This window comes from Paraburkholderia sp. RAU2J (genome assembly GCF_003634845.1).
Taxonomy (GTDB): domain Bacteria; phylum Pseudomonadota; class Gammaproteobacteria; order Burkholderiales; family Burkholderiaceae; genus Paraburkholderia; species Paraburkholderia fynbosensis.
In genome coordinates this window covers 3755888-3774849 of sequence record NZ_RBXG01000001.1, presented here as the reverse complement: position 1 = coordinate 3774849, position 18962 = coordinate 3755888, and the positions used below count along the sequence as shown (strand labels likewise).

The window sequence follows — 18962 nt, the reverse complement described above, 5'->3', positions numbered from 1 at the left end:
CGCGTACGGGGCGCGTCGCGCCGAACCGCGCATGCCCCACTCAAAGCAGCAACTCGATCGAATGAAACAGCCGGCGCTGCTCCGGGTCCTGCGAGCTCGCCCCTTCGTCGATCACTTCGCGCAGGCAGTCGAGAAAGCACTGAGCCGCCGGACTGGTCGGCGCGCCGCGCCGTGACGTGATGCTGATGATGGTTTCATCGACCGTCTCGCGCAAGGGCAGCGCCCACAGGTTCTCTTTCGCGAGCGTCACTTCGACGAGCGGCCATGGAAAGATGCTGAGCATGTCCGTGTGCGCAAGCAGCCCCAGCACGATCGACAGCGAATGCGCGAGGTGAATGGTGTGCGGCACGCGCATGCCGCGCTGGCGGAACAGGTTGTCCGAGATCGACTCTCGGCTCGCGGGGTCCCAGTTCAGCACCCACTCCGCGTCTTCGAGTTCGAGCAGCGTGCGGCAACCGGCGAGCGGATGATCACGCCGCGCGACCACCGCCGAATGCGTCGAAAAGAGCGGCACGTGGTGAAACTCCGATTGCGGCGACGCGGGCGGCAGCCGGCCGATCGAAAAATCGAGGCTGCCGTCGCGCAGGCGCGGCTGCACCACCGCGAGCAGGCCTTCGAAAAACTCCAGCTGAACTTCCGGCATGCGTTGCCGGAACCGCTGCACGGCGGGCGGCAGAAAGGTCAGCGCGACCCATGGCGTGATGCCGATCGACAGCTTGCCGGCCGCCGCGCCGCGCAACGCTTGGATCTCCGCTTGGGCGCGCTGCAACTGCCCGAGCACGAGGCGCGCATGCACGACCAGCGCGCGGCCGAACTCGGTGAAGGCGACACCGCTCGCGCTGCGCACCAGCAGCGGCGCGTGCAGATCGGCTTCCAGTTCGCGCATCGCCTTGGTCACCGCGGCCGGCGAAAGCCCCAGCGTGCGTGCCGCAGCCCGGATACTTCCGGTATCCGCAATGGCGGCCAAGGTACTGAGCTGATGCAGTTTCATCTGGAGAAGGGGCGCCGAGGGTGGCAACCAGGAGTTGCTGGCGCAACGATTCTACGCCTGCCGCCGGACAATCGGCGTCGCTATGCTGGGTTCACGCTTTCATCAACGGAGACGACACGTGAACACCATGGCCATCCCGGCGGGCATCGCCGAACTCGAAGACGAAATGATCGCGCTGCGGCGCCGGATTCACGCGCAGCCGGAGCTGGCCTACGAGGAATTCGCCACCGGCGGCCTCGTGGCCGAACGCCTGCGGGAGTGGGGCTACACGGTGCATCGCGGGTTGGGTCAGACGGGCGTGGTCGGGCAGCTGAAGGTCGGCAACGGCACGCGCAGGCTGGGTCTGCGCGCCGACATGGACGCGCTGCCGATTCACGAGACCACCGGCTTGCCGTACGCGAGCACGGTGCCCGGCAAGATGCACGCGTGCGGCCACGACGGACACACCGCGATGCTGCTGGCCGCCGCCAAACATCTCGCGCAGGCAAAGGGCTTCGACGGCACCTTGAACCTGATTTTCCAGCCGGCCGAAGAAGGCCTGGCCGGCGCGAAAAAGATGCTCGAAGACGGCCTGTTCGAGCAGTTTCCCTGCGACGCAGTGTTCGCGATGCACAACATGCCGGGCTTTCCCACCGGCAAATTCGGCTTCCTGCCGGGCTCGTTCATGGCCTCGGCGGACACGGTGACCATCACGGTGACGGGGCGGGGCGGCCACGGCGCGGTGCCGCACAAGGCCGTCGATCCGGTCGTGGTGTGCGCGCAAATCGTGCTGGCGCTGCAGTCGATCGTCTCGCGCAACATCGCGCCGCTCGACATGGCGATCATCACCGTCGGCGCGATTCACGCGGGCGAAGCGCCCAACGTGATTCCGGAGACCGCCGAGATGCGCCTGTCGGTGCGCGCGCTCAAACCCGAGGTGCGCGACTACCTGCAGGAGCGCATCACGGCGGTGGCCACCGCGCAGGCCGTCGTGTTCGGCGCGCGTGCCGAGGTGGACTATCAGCGCCGCTATCCGGTGCTCGTCAACGACGTGCAGATGACCGGTTTCGCGCGCCAGGTCGCGCTCGACTGGCTCGGCGAAGACGGATTGATCACCGACATGCAGCCGCTCACCGGCAGCGAAGATTTCGCATTCCTGCTCGAGCGTTGTGCGGGCAGCTACCTGATCATCGGCAATGGCGATGGTGAAGGCGGCTGCATGGTCCACAACCCGGGCTATGACTTCAACGACGATTGCCTTGCCACCGGCGCAGCCTACTGGGTGCGACTCGCGCAGACGTTTCTGGTTTGACGCGGGCCACGGCATGTCATAGCAGGCCATGCGGTCGCTGGCGCGAGTGCGCGGCGTCAGCAGGAAGCACATCACGGAGAGACAGATGGACTATTCTGCTACACCGCAACCCGCGCGCGCCGACGCGCTCGGCAGATAGAACGTCGGCCGCAGCACAGGCCGCAGCACAGGCCGCAGCACAGGCCGCAGCGCCGGCCGACCGCATGCATCACGCGAAAGCGATTGCCGCGATCACGCTCGGCAACGGTCTCGAGTTTTTCGACTTCACGATCTACAGCTTCTTCGCGACGATCATCGGCAAGCTGTATTTCCCGGTGGAAGGGCAGCTCGCGCAATTGATGCTGGCGGTCGGCACGTTCGGCGTCGGTTTCATCCTGCGGCCGGTAGGCGGCGTCGTGCTCGGTGCCTACGCCGATCGCGCGGGCCGCAAGGCGGCAATGAGTCTGACGCTGTGGCTCATGACGCTCGGCTCCGCGCTGATCGCGTTCGCGCCGACCTATGCGGCGATCGGCCTGGCCGCGCCGCTGCTGGTGATCCTCGCGCGGCTGATTCAGGGTTTTGCGCTGGGCGGCGAGATCGGCGCGTCGACCTCGCTGCTGCTCGAATACGGCAGCGACAAAACGCGCGGGTTCTACGCAGCTGGCAGTTCGTGAGCCAGGGCTTGAACACGGTGTCCGGCTCGCTGCTCGGCGTCGCGCTGGCGGCGTGGCTGTCCACCGAGGCGCTCGAAAGCTGGGGCTGCCATCCCCAACGAGCAACCCAAGCGGCCCGGCCCCGCATTCGCGTGCGCCGGCCACCCGCCCGCCATCACCTCGCCGCTGATTTTTCTCCGTCAGCCAGCGGCGCATCACCGGCCGCCGCCGCATCACGCGTTTCGGGCATGGCCGCCCACACGAGCAGTACGGCAAGCGCACCCGCCGCGGCGAGACCGAAGAAGCTGACCGCGTTGCCGAAATGATCCGCGACGAAGCCCGCAGCCGTCGTGCTCAACGTCGCCCCGATCCCCGCCGCCAGCCCGAAGAGTCCGATACACAGGTTGTAGCGGCCCTTGTCGCCGGCGACGTCGGCGGCAATCAGCGGCAGCATCACGCCGAACACCGCGGCGCTCAGACCGTCCAGCATCTGCACCGGCACCAGCAGATACGGGCTGCTGATTCCGGCGAACAGCAACGCGCGGATCGGCAGCGCCGAAAAGCCGAGCAGCAGGATCGGCCTGCGTCCCCAGCGTTCGGCGGAACGCCCGACCCACGGCGACATCATCGCGACGATCGCCTGCGGCACGATGATGCACGCCGCGATCACGAGCTGCACGTTGTCGCCCATGCCGGCCGTCACTTCGCCCGCGGCCAGATTCAGCATCGCCGCGTTCGACAGATGGAACAGCACGATGCACGCTGCGAACAGCAGCATGCGCTTATCGCGCAGCAACTCGCGCAGGCTCTCGCGCCGTTCGAGCTGCTGCGGCGTGGGCGCGGCCTTCGGCAACTCGACGGTATCGGTGCGCTGGATCATCGACAACGCGATCAGCGCGGGCACCGCGAGCCCGGCGGTCAGCCAGAACACCGCGCGTGGCGAATAGTATTCGCCGAACACGCCCATCAGGCCGGCCGCCACCGCACTGCCGATCGACGCCCAGCGAGCATTGCGCCCGAGCCGGTCGCCGAGATTCGCGCGGCCCACCAGCGCGAACGAAATCGCGGCGAGCGCCGGCGTCAGCATGCAGCTGGCGAAGCCGTGGAAGACCTCGGCGGCGATGACCGGCAGCACCGTCGGACTGGCGGCCAGCAGCACCGCGCTCAGGATGATCGCGATGATCGCCCACGCGGCCGCGCCTTTCTTGTTGCGCAGCGCGTCGACCGCGGCGCCGCCCGGCACCTGGCTCACCATTGCGCTGATGGTGCCGACCGAGAGCGCCATGCCGATCTCGCCCTGGGTCCACTTATGCGACGCGAGATACGACGCGATGAACGGCCCGAAGCCCGTCTGCACGTTGGCGACGAAAAAATTAAGCCAATCGAGCGCGCGCAGACTGCGCGCCGTGACCATCGTGCGGCCGATCATCGGGCCGCCCGTGCGTTGGATACCGCGACGGCCGTCGACGCGGCGGGCGCCGACGCGGCGGCTGGCGCAGGCGTTGCTGCGGGCGCGGGCGGCGGCGGCGGAGACACCGCGCGAATCGGCTTGTCGTTGGCGTAGGGCGGCGTCGCGTTGATCTGCGCGTCGCTCAGATCGATGAGCGGACGCAGTTCTTTATCGCGCGTGACGAAGTGCAGCGCCGACCAGTTCGCGGCAATCGTGCGCCGCTCGGTGCTGATTATGCCGTTGACGTCGAGCACGACGGCCTGCGGCTGCGCATTGCCGTCGATCAGCACGTCGATCACGCGGCCGACCTTGGCGCCGTTCGCACGCTCGACGGTGGCGTCGATCAGCGGCAACTGAACGACATTGGATTTGGCCGGCCCGGTGGGCACCGCCGCGGCGTTGAGCGTGATCGGCGCGGATTTGGCGGTGGGCGTGAAGCGGAACGCGCCCCACGGGAAGTTCACCTTGCGGTCGCCCACGCCGAGGAAGCCTTGCAGATTGACGACCATCTCGCGCGGCTTGCCGAGCGCATCGGCGGTCATGTCGACGGCGCGGCCGACCACTTTGCCGTCAGGCTTCTGCACTTCGCTGTCGAGCAGCCCGTGCGCCTCGTTGCGCTCGATCGTGCGCAGCACGATCAGCGGCGCGGGAGGCGGCGGCGCAGGCGCGGGCGCCGCGACCGGCGGCGCAGGCTCGACCTTGTGCGGCTTGACGACCGGCTTCTTCGGCTTTTTCGGCTGCTCGGGTTCGTTCGCCTCGGTTTCGACGGGCTCGGGCGCGGAGGCCGCCGCCGGCGCGCTGGCGGGTTCGACGGGCATGATCGTCGCTTCGACGATCGGCGCCTGCTGCGGGCCCCACAACAGGCTGCAGCCGGACAGCGCGAAAAGCGCGACAGCGAGAATCAGCACGCGCCAGGCAGGACGCGAAAAACCGCCAGTCATCGGGGCAAACTCCATGGGCCGGTGCGGACGGGCGCGAGAGGCCGCCGCGGTTATCACAGGTACGGGCGAGAGTGTAACCCGCGAGCCCGGGCGGCCCCGATTTTGCAGGCATCCGCGAGCGTGGTCGCAAGCATGCTTCGTGCCGTGCGCCGCGCGTTCGCCAGGGGCTGGCGGGGCGCGAAAGCGCCGCAAAGCCGCCAGAAGCCTTTCACCTCCTCATGACAAGCCGTAGGTGTAAACGCGCGGCGCGCCGGCGGCCGTGGCGTCTGCTGAACGATATAAGCGTCGCGACATGTCCGGCATGCCATCCATGCGATTGGAGACATATTTGTGTTGGCCTACATTTCGATGCAACAAACCAAAGGCAGCAAAAGCGAAGCAGGCTGAGCGAAGCACCCACACATCAATCAATTCAACGAGACGAACCCTGACGACGGCCGTATCGACGGCTGTTTCAGCATGCTGATAAAGGAGGCACTCATCATGATGGAACCCCACGCCCAGGCGATTTCCGAAGTCGCGACCGAGTCGTTCGACGGAAAGGGCTTACTCGACCGCTATTTCGAAATCTCGTCGCGCGGCAGCTCGCAGCGTCAGGAGATCGTCGCGGGCATCACGACCTTTCTCGCAATGGTCTATTCCGTGTTCGTCGTGCCGGGCATGTTCGGCAAGGCGGGCTTCGACACCAGCGCGGTGTTCGTCGCCGTGTGCCTGACCACCGCGTTCGGCTCGCTGCTGATGGGCGTGTGGGCGCGTCTGCCGATCGCGATCGGCTGCGCGATTTCGCTGACTGCGTTCACCGCGTTCGGCCTCGTGCTCGGCAAGGGGCTGCAGCCGAACGTCGCGCTCGGCGCGGTGTTCCTGATGGGCGTGGTGTTCACCGCGATCTCGGTGACCGGCGTGCGCTCGTGGATTCTGCGCAATCTGCCGACCGGCATCGCGCACGGCACGGGCATCGGCATCGGCCTCTTCCTGTTGCTGATCGCCGCCAATGACGTCGGGCTGGTCGTGAAGAATCCGGGCGCCGGCCTGCCGGTCGCGCTCGGACAGATCACGGCGTTGCCGGCGCTGATGTCGGTGGCGGGGCTCGCGGCGATCTTCGGGCTCGTGCGCCGCCGCGTGCCGGGCTCGATCCTGATCGTGATCGTCGCGATTTCCGCGATCGGGCTTGCGGTCGATCCGGCCGTCGCGTTTCACGGCGTATTCGCGGTGCCGTCGTTGAGCGCGCCGGGCCATGCGTCGCTGATCGGTGCGATGGACATCAAGGGCGCGCTGTCGATGGCCGTGCTGCCGAGCGTGCTCGCGCTCGTGATGACCGCCGTGTTCGATGCGACCGGCACGATCCGCGCGGTGGCGGGACAGGCGGGCCAGCTCGATGCGAACGGCCGCATCATCAACGGCGGGCGCGCGTTGACCGCCGATTCGCTGAGCTCGGTTTTCTCGGGTCTGCTGGGCGGCGCGCCGGCGGCGGCGTATATCGAATCGACGGTCGGCGTCGCGGCCGGCGCGAAGACCGGGATGGCGGCGGCGGTGGTCGGCCTGCTGTTTCTCGGCGTGATGTTCTTCTCGCCGCTGGCCGGTCTGGTGCCTTCGTATGCGACAGCGCCGGCGCTGATGTATGTGGGGCTGCTGATGCTGTCCAACGTCAGCAAGCTGCATATGGACGACATGGTCGACGCGATGTCGGGGCTGATGTGCGCGGTGTTCATCGTGCTGACTGCGTACATCGTGACCGGCATCATGCTCGGCTTCGCGACACTCGTGATCGGCCGCGTGGTGAGCGGCGAGTATCGCAAGCTGAACGTGGGGACGGTGGTGATCGCGCTCGTGCTGGCCGGATTTTATCTTGGCGGCTGGGCGATCTGAGCGCAAAGACAGGCAGGGTCGTGCACGACGTTCGCCGGATCTTTTCGTGGCAGGGAACGCAGGAGAAAGACGGGTGTGAGGCGGGGCCGCTTCACGTTGAACAGGTAGTCGGTTGTTCTCCACCTTGACGCGGTGCGTCGCAGTGACCGATCTGCGGCGCACCGCGTATTTTTTGGCCGCATGCCTGAGCGGCGCGGCTGCGTCGCTGCTTGCGCGCGTGGCGAATGCGCGTACTCTGTCATTGATATCCCGGTGTCCGTTTTCGATGCGGCGCGCAGGATAATCCGAACTGCCAGGGACGCGTGATGGAATCGTTCGAGCGTACCTGACCCACCTGCATGCAGCAGGGAAGGAGACGCAAATGGAACCGCAACACCGCATTGGCACGAGAGAGGAGTGGTTCGCCGCGAGCCGCGCGCTACTGGTAGAAGAAAAAGCGCATATGCGCGCCGGCGACGAACTCGCCCGCAAGCGTCGCGCGTTGCCATGGGTCGAAGTCGACAAGACCTACTGGTTCGATACGCCGCAGGGCCGCAAGACGCTGGCCGAACTGTTCGGCGGCCGCAGTCAGTTGATCGTCTATCACTTCATGATGGGCCCGGATTGGGAAGAGGGCTGTGTCGGCTGCTCGTTCCTGTCGGACCACATGACGGGGATCGTTACGCACCTGGAGCATCACGACGTGTCGTACGTGACGGTATCGCACGCACCGCTCGCGAAGATCGAGGCGTTCAGAAAGCGGATGGGATGGACGTTTCCGTGGGTGTCGTCGAGCGGCAGCGATTTCAATTTCGACTATCACGTATCGTTCACCCCCGAGCAGCTAGCCAGCAGGAAGGCCTGCTACAACTTCACCGAGCAGGACGTCGGCATCGACGAGCAGCACGGCCATAGCGTGTTCTATAAGGACGGCGACGGCGTCGTGTATCACACGTATTCGTGCTACGGACGCGGCGACGAACGCTTCATCAACACGTACGCACATCTGGACGTCACGCCGAAAGGGCGCAACGAAGCCAACAGTCTGACCGACTGGGTCAAACATCACGATCGTTACGAAGACGAAACGCGCGGCGGTGGTGACGCGTGCGGTTGCTGAACGGTGCAATACCCGTTTGGAGTGAAGGGCGCAGGCGAAGCGGCTTGCATGTCTTGCCGCATTGTTCGCCCATCAAAGCGCCATGTCGAAGGCGGGCTTGAGGAAAAACTCGATCGCCATCACGACGAGCCCCATCGCGGCCGCGCTCAGCGTCAAGACGCCGTATTCGTCGTAGCGTGCGTCGTACAGGCACGCTACGACGAACAGAATCGCCAGCAGGTTGGTCAGCCAGTCGAAGTTCAACGCGAGGTTCATCGATAAAATCCGGGCTCGTGTGCGACCCTGATGGTCGAATCGCACGGTCAGGTGAGCGCGATTTTATCGGGACGAGCTTACGGATTCGCAACGGCCGTGCTTACACGGCTTACGATGTCTTGTCGGCGGCCAGCATGTCGTGCTCGATCCACTCGATCACCGACGTGCGCTTCGGTTGCCAGCCGAGCAGCGTGCGCGCGCGCTCGCCGCGCACGCGGCTGTTCGAGCCGAGGCCGTACGAAGCCATCTCATAGCCCCATTCCTTTTGCGCTTCATCGAGCGGCCAGTCTTGCGGTTCGCCGAGCTTCATTACGCGTGCGATCGCGGCGCTCATGTCGCGGAACGACGCTTCGCCGCTTTCGACGAAATAGAACGTGCCCGCCGGCGTCTTCTCCAACGCGAGGCGATAGAGTTCAGCGACGTCGTCGATATGCACGTTCGACCAGACGTTGCCGCCGCTGCCGACGTGACGCACCACGCCGCTCTTTTGCGCCTGGCGCTGCAGGCGCGGCAACTGCACGCTCGCGCTGCCGGCTACTGCGCCGTGACCGTAGATCAGCGTGTTGCACAGCACGGCCGAGCGGATGTTCTGCTGCGCGGCGGCGAGCACCCGTTGATCGATTGCGACGCGCGCCGCTTTATCGGCGGTCGGTGTGGGCAGCGCGTCTTCGTGATAGATGCGCGCCTCGCCGGCTTCGCCGCCCGACGCATCGCCGACGATGCTCGAACCGCTCGTATGCAGAAACGGCTTGCCGGAACCGGCGAGCCCTTCGATCAGCGCCTTCACCGCGCCTTCATGGTCGCTGCTCGCGGCGTTGATGACGGCGTCGACGGCCTGCGCTTCGGCGATCAGCAACGCGCGGTCGTCGAGCGTGCCGATGACCGGTTCGATGCCGAGACGTTGCAACTCGGCACTGTGTTCGGGTTGGCGGATCAGACCGCGCACCTGATGGCCGGTTCGTACGAGATACGCCGCGATCGAACCGCCGATAAACCCGCTTGCGCCCGTGATGAAAATTTTCAAGACGTTCTCCCTGGTGGAAACACGATGACAGGCGTGCAGTATCCGCCGTCCTGATTTTCGCAAAAAGCGTGTTGGTCTCAAATCAATCTTGATTTGAAATCAACAATGAACACACAGCGGGCGAGTAACTGGGGTTCGCGGGGCCGGGTCTCCTATAACTCTCTTATCGGTCCAGCCGGCGATGCGTGGGGCATGGCCGTCGCCAACGCCTTTTTGTCCGGATGGCGCGGCTTATTATGGACGTGTATATACAAGTTGATCGCCGGGGAGCGGCGAGCCCGTCGAACGAATCCGCGCTGGAAAATCGCTTCCAACGTCAGGCAGCCCCGCTCGATCGGCCCTTAATGGAAATCCCCAGGGCGAATCCCTGAAAAAGAAGTTGTATATACAAGGCGCCGCCGCTAGACTTCTCTGAAATTGTATAGACAGGACAACGACACCATGATTCTGACACCCGGCCACCTGACTCTCCCGCAACTGCGCCAGATCGCGCGTGAGCACGTCGCGTTGCAACTCGATCCCGCCAGCCACGCCGCCATCGACGCCTGTGCGCAAGCCGTCGCCGACATCGCCGCGAAGGGCGAGCCGGCCTACGGCATCAACACGGGCTTCGGGCGCCTCGCGAGCACGCATATCCCGCGCGACCAGCTCGAACTGCTGCAACGCAATCTGGTGCTGTCGCACGCGGTCGGCGTGGGTGAGCCGATGTCGCGTCCGGTCGTGCGTCTGTTGATCGCGCTGAAGCTGTCGAGCCTCGGCCGCGGCCACTCGGGCATCCGCCGCGAAGTGATGGAAGCGCTGATCACGCTGTATAACGCCGACGTGCTGCCGGTGATCCCGGTCAAGGGTTCGGTCGGCGCATCGGGCGACCTCGCGCCGCTCGCGCATATGTCGGCGACGCTGCTCGGCGTCGGCGAAGTGTTCGCGAAGGGCGAGCGCATGCCGGCCACCGAAGGCCTCGCGCTCGTCGGCCTGAAGCCGCTCACGCTGCAGGCGAAGGAAGGTCTCGCGCTGCTCAACGGCACGCAGGCATCGACCGCGCTCGCGCTCTACAACATGTTCGCGATCGAAGACCTGTACCGTACCGCGCTGGTGGCGGGAGCGTTGTCGGTGGACGCGGCAATGGGTTCGGTCAAGCCGTTCGACGCACGCATTCACGAACTGCGCGGCCATCGAGGCCAGATCGACGCGGCGGCGGCTTACCGCTCGCTGCTGCAAGGCTCGGGCATCAACGTCTCGCACGCCGACTGCGACAAGGTGCAGGACCCGTACAGCCTGCGCTGCCAGCCGCAAGTCATGGGCGCGTGTCTCGACCAGATGCGCCACGCGGCCGACGTGCTGCTGCTGGAAGCCAACGCGGTTTCCGACAATCCGCTGATTTTCCCGGACACCGGCGAAGTGCTGTCGGGCGGCAACTTCCACGCCGAGCCGGTCGCGTTCGCCGCGGACAATCTCGCCTTGGCCGCCGCCGAAATCGGCGCGCTGGCCGAGCGCCGCATCGCGCTGCTGATCGACGCGACGCTCTCGGGCCTGCCGCCGTTCCTCGTGCGCGATGGCGGGGTCAACTCCGGCTTCATGATCGCTCACGTGACGGCCGCCGCGCTCGCCTCGGAAAACAAGACGCTCGCGCATCCGGCCTCGGTCGATTCGCTGCCGACCTCCGCGAACCAGGAAGACCACGTGTCGATGGCGACGTTCGCCGCGCGCAAGCTCGGCGACATCGCGGAGAACACCGCGAACATCCTGTCGATCGAACTGCTCGCCGCCGCGCAAGGCGTCGATCTGCGCGCGCCGCACAAGACCAGCCCGAGCCTGCAGAAGGTGATGGACGCGGTGCGCCACGACGTCGCGCACTACGAGCTCGATCACTACTTCGCGCCGGACATCGCGGCGGTCACGAAGCTCGTGCAGGACGGCACGGTGGCGAAGCTGAGCCCGTTCTCGTTCGTGTCCGAGCAGTAAGTTGTGAATACGCGGACGAGGCCAATGAACGCACCGGCTTATCAGGGCATCAAGGACTTCATTCTCGCGCGCATCCATGCGGGCGAGTGGGGTGAAGGCGACCAGGTGCCCTCCGAAAACGAGCTCGCACGCGAATTCAATGTCGCGCGCATGACGGTCAACCGCGCGTTGCGCGAGCTGACCTCGGAGCAGGTGCTCACCCGTGTGCAGGGCTCGGGCACGTTCGTGGCGCGTCCGAAGTACGAATCGACGCTGGTGGCGATCCGCAGCATTTCCGATGAAATCGTCGCGCGCGGCCATCGCTATCAGGCGAAGGTGCTGCACATCGGCGCGAGCATCGCCGACGCGGCGCTCGCCGGGGAGATGCAGGTGAGCGCGGGCAGCCCCGTGTTTCACTCGCGCGTGCTGCATTTCGAAAACGACGAGCCGGTGCAGCTCGAAGAGCGCTGGGTCAACCCGGCCGTCGCGCCTGACTACGCGTTGCAGGACTTCACGAACACTACGCCGAACCAGTATCTCGTGCGCGTCGCGCCGTTGCAGCGGGTCGAGTACCGGATCGAGGCGCTGGCGGCGGATGCCGACACGCGCGAACTGTTGACGATGGACGAACTGGAGCCGTGTCTCGTGCTGCATCGGCGCACGTGGTCGCAAAGCCAGGTCGCCTCGATTGCCAATCTGTGGCACCCCGGCAGCCGTTACCGCTTCACCGGGCATTTCTGATTTCGTTTTTTTCGAATCTCTCCCGAACATCTTCAAGCCTTCCGAGGGCCACCATGAACAACCCGAAACACATCGATCCGCGACTCGACCCGACCCGTACGATCCGCGCGCCGCGCGGTGCGGAAAAGACCTGCAAGACGTGGATCGCAGAAGCCGCGTACCGGATGATCCAGAACAATCTGGATCCCGAAGTCGCCGAGCATCCGCACGCGCTCGTCGTGTACGGTGGCATTGGCCGCGCCGCGCGCAACTGGGATTGCTTCGATCAGATTCTCGCGTCGCTGAAAGACCTGAACGAAGACGAGACGCTGCTGATTCAATCGGGCAAGCCGGTCGGCGTGTTCCGCACGCATGCGGACGCACCGCGCGTGCTGCTCGCCAATTCGAACCTGGTGCCGCATTGGGCGACGTGGGAACACTTTCACGAACTCGATCGCAAGGGTTTGATGATGTACGGTCAGATGACCGCGGGCAGCTGGATCTACATCGGCAGCCAGGGCATCGTGCAGGGCACCTACGAGACGTTCTTCTCGGTGGCGAACCAGCACTTCAACGGCGATCCGACGGGTCGCTGGATTCTGACCGGCGGTCTCGGTGGCATGGGCGGCGCGCAGCCGCTCGCAGGGACCATGGCGGGCTTCTCGATGATCGCGGTCGAATGCGACGAGACGCGCATCGACTTCCGTCTGAAAACGCGCTACGTGGACGAGAAAGCAAAGACGCTCGATGAAGCGCTTGCGATGCTCGACGCGGCGAAGCAGGCCGGCAAGCCGGTCTCGATCGGTCTGCTCGGCAATGCCGCCGACGTGTTCGCCGAGTGCGTGGCGCGCGGCATCACGCCGGACTGCGTGACCGACCAGACCAGCGCGCACGATCCGATTCACGGCTACCTGCCGCAAGGCTGGAGCGTGGAAGACTGGCGCGAGCGCATGAAGACCGCGCCGGACAGCATCGTCATGCCGGCCAAGCAATCGATGGCCAAACAGGTGCAGGCGATGCTCACGCTGCAGGAGCGCGGCGCGGCCACGCTCGACTATGGCAACAACATCCGTCAGATGGCGCTGGAAATGGGCGTCGAGAACGCTTTCGATTTCCCGGGCTTCGTGCCCGCGTATATCCGCCCGCTGTTCTGCGAAGGCAAGGGCCCGTTCCGCTGGGTCGCGCTGTCGGGCGATCCTGAGGATATCTACAAGACCGATGCGAAGGTCAAGGAACTGATCCCCGACGATCCGCATCTGCATAACTGGCTCGACATGGCGCGCGAACGCATCGCGTTCCAGGGGCTGCCGGCGCGGATCTGCTGGGTCGGCGTGAAGGATCGCTATCGTCTCGGCCAGGCGTTCAACGAGATGGTGAAGAACGGCGAGCTGAAGGCGCCGATCGTGATTGGCCGCGATCACCTCGACACCGGTTCGGTGGCGAGCCCGAATCGCGAAACCGAATCGATGAAGGACGGCTCGGACGCGGTCAGCGACTGGCCGCTGCTCAACGCGCTGCTGAATACGGCGGGCGGCGCGTCGTGGGTGTCGCTGCATCATGGCGGCGGGGTCGGCATGGGCTTTAGCCAGCACTCCGGCGTCGTGATCGTCGCGGACGGCACGGAGGCTGCGCGCGAACGCCTCGGCCGCGTGCTGTTCAACGACCCGGCCACCGGCGTGATGCGTCACGCGGATGCAGGCTACGAACTCGCGCAGGAAACCGCGCGCGAGGCGGGCCTCAATCTGCCGATGCTGGGCCGCTGATCGTGACGGACGTGGGCAGCATGGCGACGCTCACGCTGATTCGCGGCGCCGGGCTCGTGGCGGCGCCGTGGAAAAACGGCGGCGGCGTCACGCGTGAAGTGGCGGTGTTTCCCGAGCGCGCCGGCATGAACGATTTCGTGTGGCGCGTGAGCATCGCCGATGTCGCGCAGGCCGGGCCGTTCTCGCGTTTCGAGGGCATCGACCGTACGCTGGTGTTGCTGTCCGGCGCGGGGATGGTGCTCGACGAAACCGGCGCGCGCGCGGCGAAGTCGCACGCGCTGACGCGGGCACTCGATATTGCGCGTTTCGATGGCGAAGCGCAGATCGACGCGCGTCTGGTTGACGGCGCGACGCGCGACTTCAACCTGATGGTGCGGCGTGACGCGGCGCGGGGCGAACTCGACGTGTGGCGTGGACAATCGCCACCACGCACGCAACACAGCGTGTCGGCGGATGTCGCGCTGCTGTACTGCGCAAGCGGCCAGGTTACGCTCGCTGCCGGCGACGCCGAAGCGCTGTCGCTCGACACAGGCGATACCCTGCGCATCGACATGCAGGATCCGTCGAACGCGCTGTCATGCACACTCGAAGGCGCGGGCGCGGTGCTCGCGATCAGCATCCGCTACACGCAACGATGACGACGCTTCGCGTGTGCGCCTCGACGCAGCAGAAAAGCGCGCGCACGCGAACCAACACGGACACCCAACGAGCTGCAACGGGCACGCGATGAAGCAAACCGTCTGGCATCACCTGAAACTCTGCCCGCAGGGCGACCCCCGACACACGCGCGCCGATGCCGCGATCGCCGTCGAAGACGGCCGCATCGCATGGCTCGGCGCAGCCCCCGAATTACCCGCTCACTACGCCGCGTGGCCGCGCGAAGATTTGCACGGCGCATGGGTGACGCCGGGCCTCGTCGACTGTCATACGCATCTCGTGTACGGCGGGCAGCGCGCGGACGAGTTCGCGCAGCGCCTCGCGGGCGTCAGCTATGAAGAGATCGCGCGGCAGGGTGGCGGGATCGTTTCGACGGTGCGCGCCACGCGCGCCGCGGACGAAGCCTCGCTGTTCCGGCAAGCAGCCGCGCGGCTCAAGCCGCTGCTCGCCGAAGGCGTGACGGCCATCGAAATCAAATCCGGCTACGGCCTCGATCTCGCCAGCGAGCGCAAGATGCTGCGCGTCGCGCGGCAGTTGGGCGAGCGCTATCCGGTGACGGTCTACACGACATTTCTCGGCGCGCACGCGTTGCCGCCCGAATTCGCCGGCCGGGCGGACGCGTATATCGACGAAGTCTGCAATACGATGTTGCCCGCGCTCGTCGATGAAGGCCTCGTCGATGCAGTCGATGTGTTTTGCGAGCGCATTGGTTTTTCGCTCGCACAAAGCGAGCGCGTGTTCAACGCGGCAGAGCGCTACGAACTGCCGGTGAAGATGCACGCCGAGCAGCTGTCGAACGGTGGCGGCACCGCACTTGCCGCGCGCCATCGCGCGCTGTCCGCCGACCACCTCGAATTCCTCGACGAAGCCGGCGTCGCCGCGATGAAAGCAGCGGGCACGGTGGCGGTGCTGTTGCCGGGCGCGTACTACTTCATCCGCGAAACGCAATTGCCGCCGCTCGAATTGCTGCGCCGCTACGAGGTGCCGATCGCGATTTCGACCGACAGCAACCCCGGCACGTCGCCTGCCACGTCGCTGCTGCTGATGATGAACATGGCGAGCACGCTGTTTCGCATGACCGTACCCGAAGTGCTGCAAGGCGTGAGCACGCATGCGGCGCGCGCGCTCGGCAAAGCGGACACGCACGGCGTGCTCGAAGCCGGACGTATGGCCGATTTCGCAGTCTGGTCGGTCGATTCGCTCGCGGAGCTGGCGTACTGGATCGGGCGTCCGTTGTGCGCGAAGGTCGTGCGCGCGGGCGAGACCGTTTATACACGACGTGACCTGAGCTAAGACCCCGAGCCAGGACCTGAGAGACGACTTAAGCGATGACACAATCGAATCGAACGCTGTTCGCCGGGTACGCCTATCTGCCGGATGGCTGGCGTCGCAACGTACTGCTGGAGTGGGACGCGCACGGCACGCTGACGGCGGTCACGCCGGATAGCACCGCGCCCGCTGGTGTGAGCCATGCCGCCGGCCCAGTATTGCCTGGCATGCCGAACCTTCATTCGCACGCATTCCAGCGCGCGATGGCCGGTCTCACCGAATATCGCGCCGCTTCCGCAAGCGGCGCCACCGACAACTTCTGGAGCTGGCGCGACCTGATGTATCGCTTCGCCGCGCGCATCACGCCCGAGGGCCTTGCAAGCGTCGCGCAATGGCTGTACATCGAAATGCTGAAGGCGGGCTATACCTCGGTGTGCGAGTTTCACTACGTGCATCACGCGCAGGACGGCAACCGCTACACGAATCAGGCGGAGCTGGCGCAACGCGTGGTGGATGCCGCGTCGGCGAGTGGGATCGGCATGACGATGCTGCCGGTGCTGTATCAGTACAGCGGCTTTGGCTCGCGCGCGCCGCGCGACGATCAACGGCGTTTCATCAACACGCCTGAGAGCCTGCTCGATCTGCTCGGCACGCTGCGCGCGGCGCGTCCCGAGAGCGCTGCGTTGCGTTACGGCGTGGCGCCGCACTCGCTGCGTGCGGTGTCGGCGGATTCGTTGCGTGCGCTGCTCGGCGGCATCGACGCCGATGCGCCGGTGCATATCCATATCGCCGAACAGACCGCCGAAGTCGACGCGTGCGTCGAGACCGAAGGCGCGCGGCCGGTGCAATGGCTACTGGATCGTTTCGAAGTCGACAGCCGCTGGTGTCTCGTGCATGCGACTCACGTCGACGCAAACGAAACGCTCGCGCTCGCGAAGCGTGGCGCGGTGGCCGGCTTGTGCCTGACCACCGAAGCCAATCTCGGCGACGGCATTTTCCCGGCGCAGGAATATCTCGACGCGCAAGGGCGCATCGGCGTGGGCTCGGATAGCCATATCGGCGTCGATTGGCGCGCCGAATTACGGCTGCTCGAATACGGCCAGCGTCTGACGCGCCGGCAGCGCAACGTGCTGGCGTCGGCAGCGGCCCCGCATGTCGCGGACCGCCTGTTCAACGCCGCGCTCGATGGCGGCGCGCAGGCGACCGGCCGCGCGGTCGGCGCGTTGCAGGCGGGCCGCCGGGCGGACTGGCTGGTGCTCGACGCCGATCACGCGAGCATCGCCGAGCATGCGCCCGCTGCGTGGCTCTCGGGCGTTGTATTCTGCGAACATGGCGAGACGCCGATTCGCGACGTCTACGCGGGTGGCGACAAGGTCGTCGAGAACCGCAGGCATCGCGACGAAGAGGGCGCTTACGCGCGCTATCGCGCAGCGCTCGCCGAATTGCTGACGTGAAGAGCTGAAGTCGATGACTTGCCGAACCGATGCTTTCGATCTAACTGATTCTTCCGGATTGACATGACTGCATTGAACACACCGCCGGTTTTCTCGCTGCATCAGGGAAGCCTGCCGCTGCTGATCTCGATCCCGCATCTGGGCACGCAGATTCCCGCCGACATCGCCGCGACGATGACCCCGGCCGCGCAACGCACCGACGATTGCGACTGGCATCTGGACCGCCTCTATGCTTTCGCCAAACGCATGGGCGCCTCGATTCTCGCGCCTACGTACGCGCGCTACGTGATCGATCTGAACCGGCCGCCCGATGGCGCGAACCTCTATCCGGGGCAGGACACGACGGGGCTGTTGCCGGTCGACACGTTCGACAAGGAACCCTTGTATCGCGACGGGCATCTGCCGGACGACGCCGAAGTCGCGCGCCGCCGCGACGCGTACTGGAAGCCCTATCACGAAGCGTTGAGCGGTGAGCTCGCAGCGCTCAAGGCGAAGCACGGCAAGGTGCTGCTGTGGGAAGCGCATTCGATCCGCTCGCGGGTGCCGCGCTTCTTCGCGGGACGTCTGCCGGATTTCAACTTCGGCACGTCGAACGGCGCGAGCGCGGTGGCGGGCATGGGCGAGGCCCTGGCTGCTGTCGTCGAGCGGCATGGCGGCTATACGGCGGTCGCCAACGGCCGCTTCAAGGGTGGCTATATCACGCGGCAATACGGGCAACCGGCGCAAGGCGTGCATGCGGTCCAACTCGAGTTGTCGCAGATCACGTATATGGAAGAACAGCTTCCCTACGCGTATGACGAAACCCTGGCGGCGAAGGTCGAGCCCTTGCTCGAAGCGCTGGTGACGACGGCGTTGCAGCGCGTCGCAGCGGCTTGAAAGGCGACGTGTGAGCGCCTGATGGCAGCATCGCCGCTGCCGTCAACTCAACGCTTCATCACACGGGTCACGCCGCCGCGCTGTCCACGCGAGGTCTCGCCCGTGTCGGCTCGCACCGCAAAGGTGTAACAGCATGTGTCCGTGATTGCGCGGCGGCGCTTTCGCGCGGAATGTAGGACGCGTCGAACACGTCCGTTCGCGCTGTGCCGCATCAAACCCGTCTGCAATAAAAAAGCCCCGCTTTTTGCGGGGCTTGCGACGCGTGCCGTGCCTGTCGGGCGCGGCATCGCCACCATTAGTGGCAGCGCTTTTCCCAGTGATGGTGAACACGCACCTTGTGGCATTCGCGATGATGCTCATACGCTTGTGCGGGAGCGATCGCGCTCAGGGTAACGACGGCCGCGGCCATGGCGAGAACGATTTTCTTCATTACAAAACCCTTAAGTCAATGTTGTGGAGCTACCGATGCAGCACCGGACGTGCCGCATCGGCACGCAAGCATGCCACATTGCGGGCGTCGCACGTAGGAACACCGTGCGAATGCGTGTGTCAATGCAACACGCGGCCCGTCGCGAGGCGCATGCAACAAGGCGGAGCGCGCGGTACCGTGTATTTTCGACACAACGGCGCAGGTGTGGGGCAATGAATACACGGGTGCGCACGCCGGGATTGCGTGTCGCGCGGTGAAGCGGCTACCCTTTCAAAACGATGACGTGCGCGAGCGTGTCGTCAC

At 65.7% G+C, this 18962-nt stretch carries 16 protein-coding genes and 1 pseudogene; 11 read left to right on the top strand and 6 right to left on the bottom strand.

The features are described from left to right. Positions 1–40: 40 nt before the first annotated feature. The gene (locus B0G69_RS17125) at positions 41–991 is read right to left on the bottom strand and encodes a LysR substrate-binding domain-containing protein (RefSeq protein ID WP_121318898.1); all 951 of its coding nucleotides are present in this window, start codon (positions 989–991) and stop codon (positions 41–43) included. Between the two features lie 118 nt (positions 992–1109). Here B0G69_RS17125 and B0G69_RS17120 point away from each other — a divergent pair, with 118 nt between their 5' ends. Together B0G69_RS17120 and B0G69_RS17115 are read left to right on the top strand one after the other, a co-directional pair. Continuing rightward, the gene (locus B0G69_RS17120) at positions 1110–2282 is read left to right on the top strand and encodes a M20 aminoacylase family protein (protein WP_121318896.1); all 1173 of its coding nucleotides are present in this window, start codon (positions 1110–1112) and stop codon (positions 2280–2282) included. An 85-nt stretch (positions 2283–2367) separates the two neighbouring features. Next, positions 2368–3021: pseudogene (locus B0G69_RS17115) on the top strand (MFS transporter); the annotation flags it as partial. Between the two features lie 68 nt (positions 3022–3089). Here the strand turns inward: B0G69_RS17115 and B0G69_RS17110 are convergent. Together B0G69_RS17110 and B0G69_RS17105 are read right to left on the bottom strand one after the other, a co-directional pair. Beyond that, a complete protein-coding gene (locus tag B0G69_RS17110; protein WP_121318894.1) occupies positions 3090–4343 on the bottom strand; it encodes an MFS transporter in 1254 nt (417 codons plus the stop codon). Continuing rightward, positions 4340–5305 carry a PRC-barrel domain containing protein gene (locus tag B0G69_RS17105; RefSeq protein WP_121318892.1) on the bottom strand — a complete coding sequence of 322 codons (966 nt, stop codon included), beginning with the start codon at positions 5303–5305 and terminating at the stop codon, positions 4340–4342. Before B0G69_RS17105 ends, B0G69_RS17110 begins: the two co-directional genes overlap by 4 nt. Positions 5306–5788: 483 nt before the next feature. Here B0G69_RS17105 and B0G69_RS17100 point away from each other — a divergent pair, with 483 nt between their 5' ends. Then, positions 5789–7171 (top strand): NCS2 family permease, encoded by a 1383-nt coding sequence (locus B0G69_RS17100; protein WP_121318890.1) that lies wholly within the window; start codon positions 5789–5791, stop codon positions 7169–7171. A gap of 361 nt (positions 7172–7532) precedes the next feature. Next, complete coding sequence (locus tag B0G69_RS17095; protein ID WP_121318888.1) at positions 7533–8270, top strand: thioredoxin family protein; 738 nt, start codon at positions 7533–7535, stop codon at positions 8268–8270. A 72-nt stretch (positions 8271–8342) separates the two neighbouring features. Here the strand turns inward: B0G69_RS17095 and B0G69_RS17090 are convergent, their stop codons facing one another. Both B0G69_RS17090 and B0G69_RS17085 read right to left on the bottom strand, forming a co-directional pair. Further along, entirely contained in the window at positions 8343–8525 is a 183-nt protein-coding gene (locus B0G69_RS17090) for a hypothetical protein (protein ID WP_121318886.1), read from the bottom strand. Positions 8526–8634: 109 nt separating this feature from the next. Then, on the bottom strand, positions 8635–9549 hold the full coding sequence (locus B0G69_RS17085; RefSeq protein ID WP_121318884.1) for an NAD-dependent epimerase/dehydratase family protein: 915 nt from the start codon (positions 9547–9549) through the stop codon (positions 8635–8637). Between the two features lie 441 nt (positions 9550–9990). On the opposite strand from B0G69_RS17085, the gene hutH reads away from it, so the two are divergent. The 7 genes from hutH (at position 9991) to hutG (ending at position 18229) form a co-directional block, all read left to right on the top strand. Next, positions 9991–11511, top strand: coding sequence for a histidine ammonia-lyase (gene hutH / locus B0G69_RS17080; protein WP_199731240.1), 1521 nt, complete (start codon positions 9991–9993; stop codon positions 11509–11511). Positions 11512–11535: 24 nt separating this feature from the next. After that, complete coding sequence (hutC, locus tag B0G69_RS17075) at positions 11536–12231, top strand: histidine utilization repressor (protein WP_121318880.1); 696 nt, start codon at positions 11536–11538, stop codon at positions 12229–12231. 53 nt (positions 12232–12284) lie between these two features. Continuing rightward, positions 12285–13973, top strand: a complete 1689-nt coding sequence (gene hutU / locus B0G69_RS17070) for a urocanate hydratase (RefSeq protein WP_121318878.1) — start codon at positions 12285–12287, stop codon at positions 13971–13973. 20 nt (positions 13974–13993) lie between these two features. Beyond that, positions 13994–14611: a HutD family protein gene (locus B0G69_RS17065; RefSeq protein WP_121319499.1), complete on the top strand. Its 618-nt coding sequence runs from the start codon at positions 13994–13996 to the stop codon at positions 14609–14611. An 88-nt stretch (positions 14612–14699) separates the two neighbouring features. After that, complete coding sequence (gene hutI / locus B0G69_RS17060; protein ID WP_121318876.1) at positions 14700–15923, top strand: imidazolonepropionase; 1224 nt, start codon at positions 14700–14702, stop codon at positions 15921–15923. Positions 15924–15958: 35 nt separating this feature from the next. Next, on the top strand, positions 15959–17353 hold the full coding sequence (locus B0G69_RS17055; protein ID WP_121318874.1) for a formimidoylglutamate deiminase: 1395 nt from the start codon (positions 15959–15961) through the stop codon (positions 17351–17353). Positions 17354–17416: 63 nt separating this feature from the next. Continuing rightward, positions 17417–18229 (top strand): N-formylglutamate deformylase, encoded by an 813-nt coding sequence (gene hutG / locus B0G69_RS17050; protein ID WP_121318872.1) that lies wholly within the window; start codon positions 17417–17419, stop codon positions 18227–18229. 295 nt (positions 18230–18524) lie between these two features. Here hutG and B0G69_RS42735 read toward each other — a convergent pair whose 3' ends face one another. Continuing rightward, positions 18525–18659, bottom strand: coding sequence for a hypothetical protein (locus B0G69_RS42735; RefSeq protein ID WP_255219733.1), 135 nt, complete (start codon positions 18657–18659; stop codon positions 18525–18527). Between the last annotated feature and the right edge of the window lie 303 nt (positions 18660–18962).

Bases quoted from the DNA above. Each gene is read 5' to 3' on its own strand.
- B0G69_RS17125 (WP_121318898.1), bottom strand. From the start codon at position 991: ATGAAACTGCATCAGCTCAGTACCTTGGCCGCCATTGCGGATACCGGA.
- B0G69_RS17110 (WP_121318894.1), bottom strand. From the start codon at position 4,343: ATGATCGGCCGCACGATGGTCACGGCGCGCAGTCTGCGCGCGCTCGAT.
- B0G69_RS17105 (WP_121318892.1), bottom strand. From the start codon at position 5,305: ATGACTGGCGGTTTTTCGCGTCCTGCCTGGCGCGTGCTGATTCTCGCT.
- B0G69_RS17100 (WP_121318890.1), top strand. From the start codon at position 5,789: ATGATGGAACCCCACGCCCAGGCGATTTCCGAAGTCGCGACCGAGTCG.
- B0G69_RS17095 (WP_121318888.1), top strand. From the start codon at position 7,533: ATGGAACCGCAACACCGCATTGGCACGAGAGAGGAGTGGTTCGCCGCG.
- B0G69_RS17090 (WP_121318886.1), bottom strand. From the start codon at position 8,525: ATGAACCTCGCGTTGAACTTCGACTGGCTGACCAACCTGCTGGCGATT.
- hutH (WP_199731240.1), top strand. From the start codon at position 9,991: ATGATTCTGACACCCGGCCACCTGACTCTCCCGCAACTGCGCCAGATC.
- hutC (WP_121318880.1), top strand. From the start codon at position 11,536: ATGAACGCACCGGCTTATCAGGGCATCAAGGACTTCATTCTCGCGCGC.
- hutU (WP_121318878.1), top strand. From the start codon at position 12,285: ATGAACAACCCGAAACACATCGATCCGCGACTCGACCCGACCCGTACG.
- B0G69_RS17065 (WP_121319499.1), top strand. From the start codon at position 13,994: ATGGCGACGCTCACGCTGATTCGCGGCGCCGGGCTCGTGGCGGCGCCG.
- hutI (WP_121318876.1), top strand. From the start codon at position 14,700: ATGAAGCAAACCGTCTGGCATCACCTGAAACTCTGCCCGCAGGGCGAC.
- B0G69_RS17055 (WP_121318874.1), top strand. From the start codon at position 15,959: ATGACACAATCGAATCGAACGCTGTTCGCCGGGTACGCCTATCTGCCG.
- hutG (WP_121318872.1), top strand. From the start codon at position 17,417: ATGACTGCATTGAACACACCGCCGGTTTTCTCGCTGCATCAGGGAAGC.
- B0G69_RS42735 (WP_255219733.1), bottom strand. From the start codon at position 18,659: ATGAAGAAAATCGTTCTCGCCATGGCCGCGGCCGTCGTTACCCTGAGC.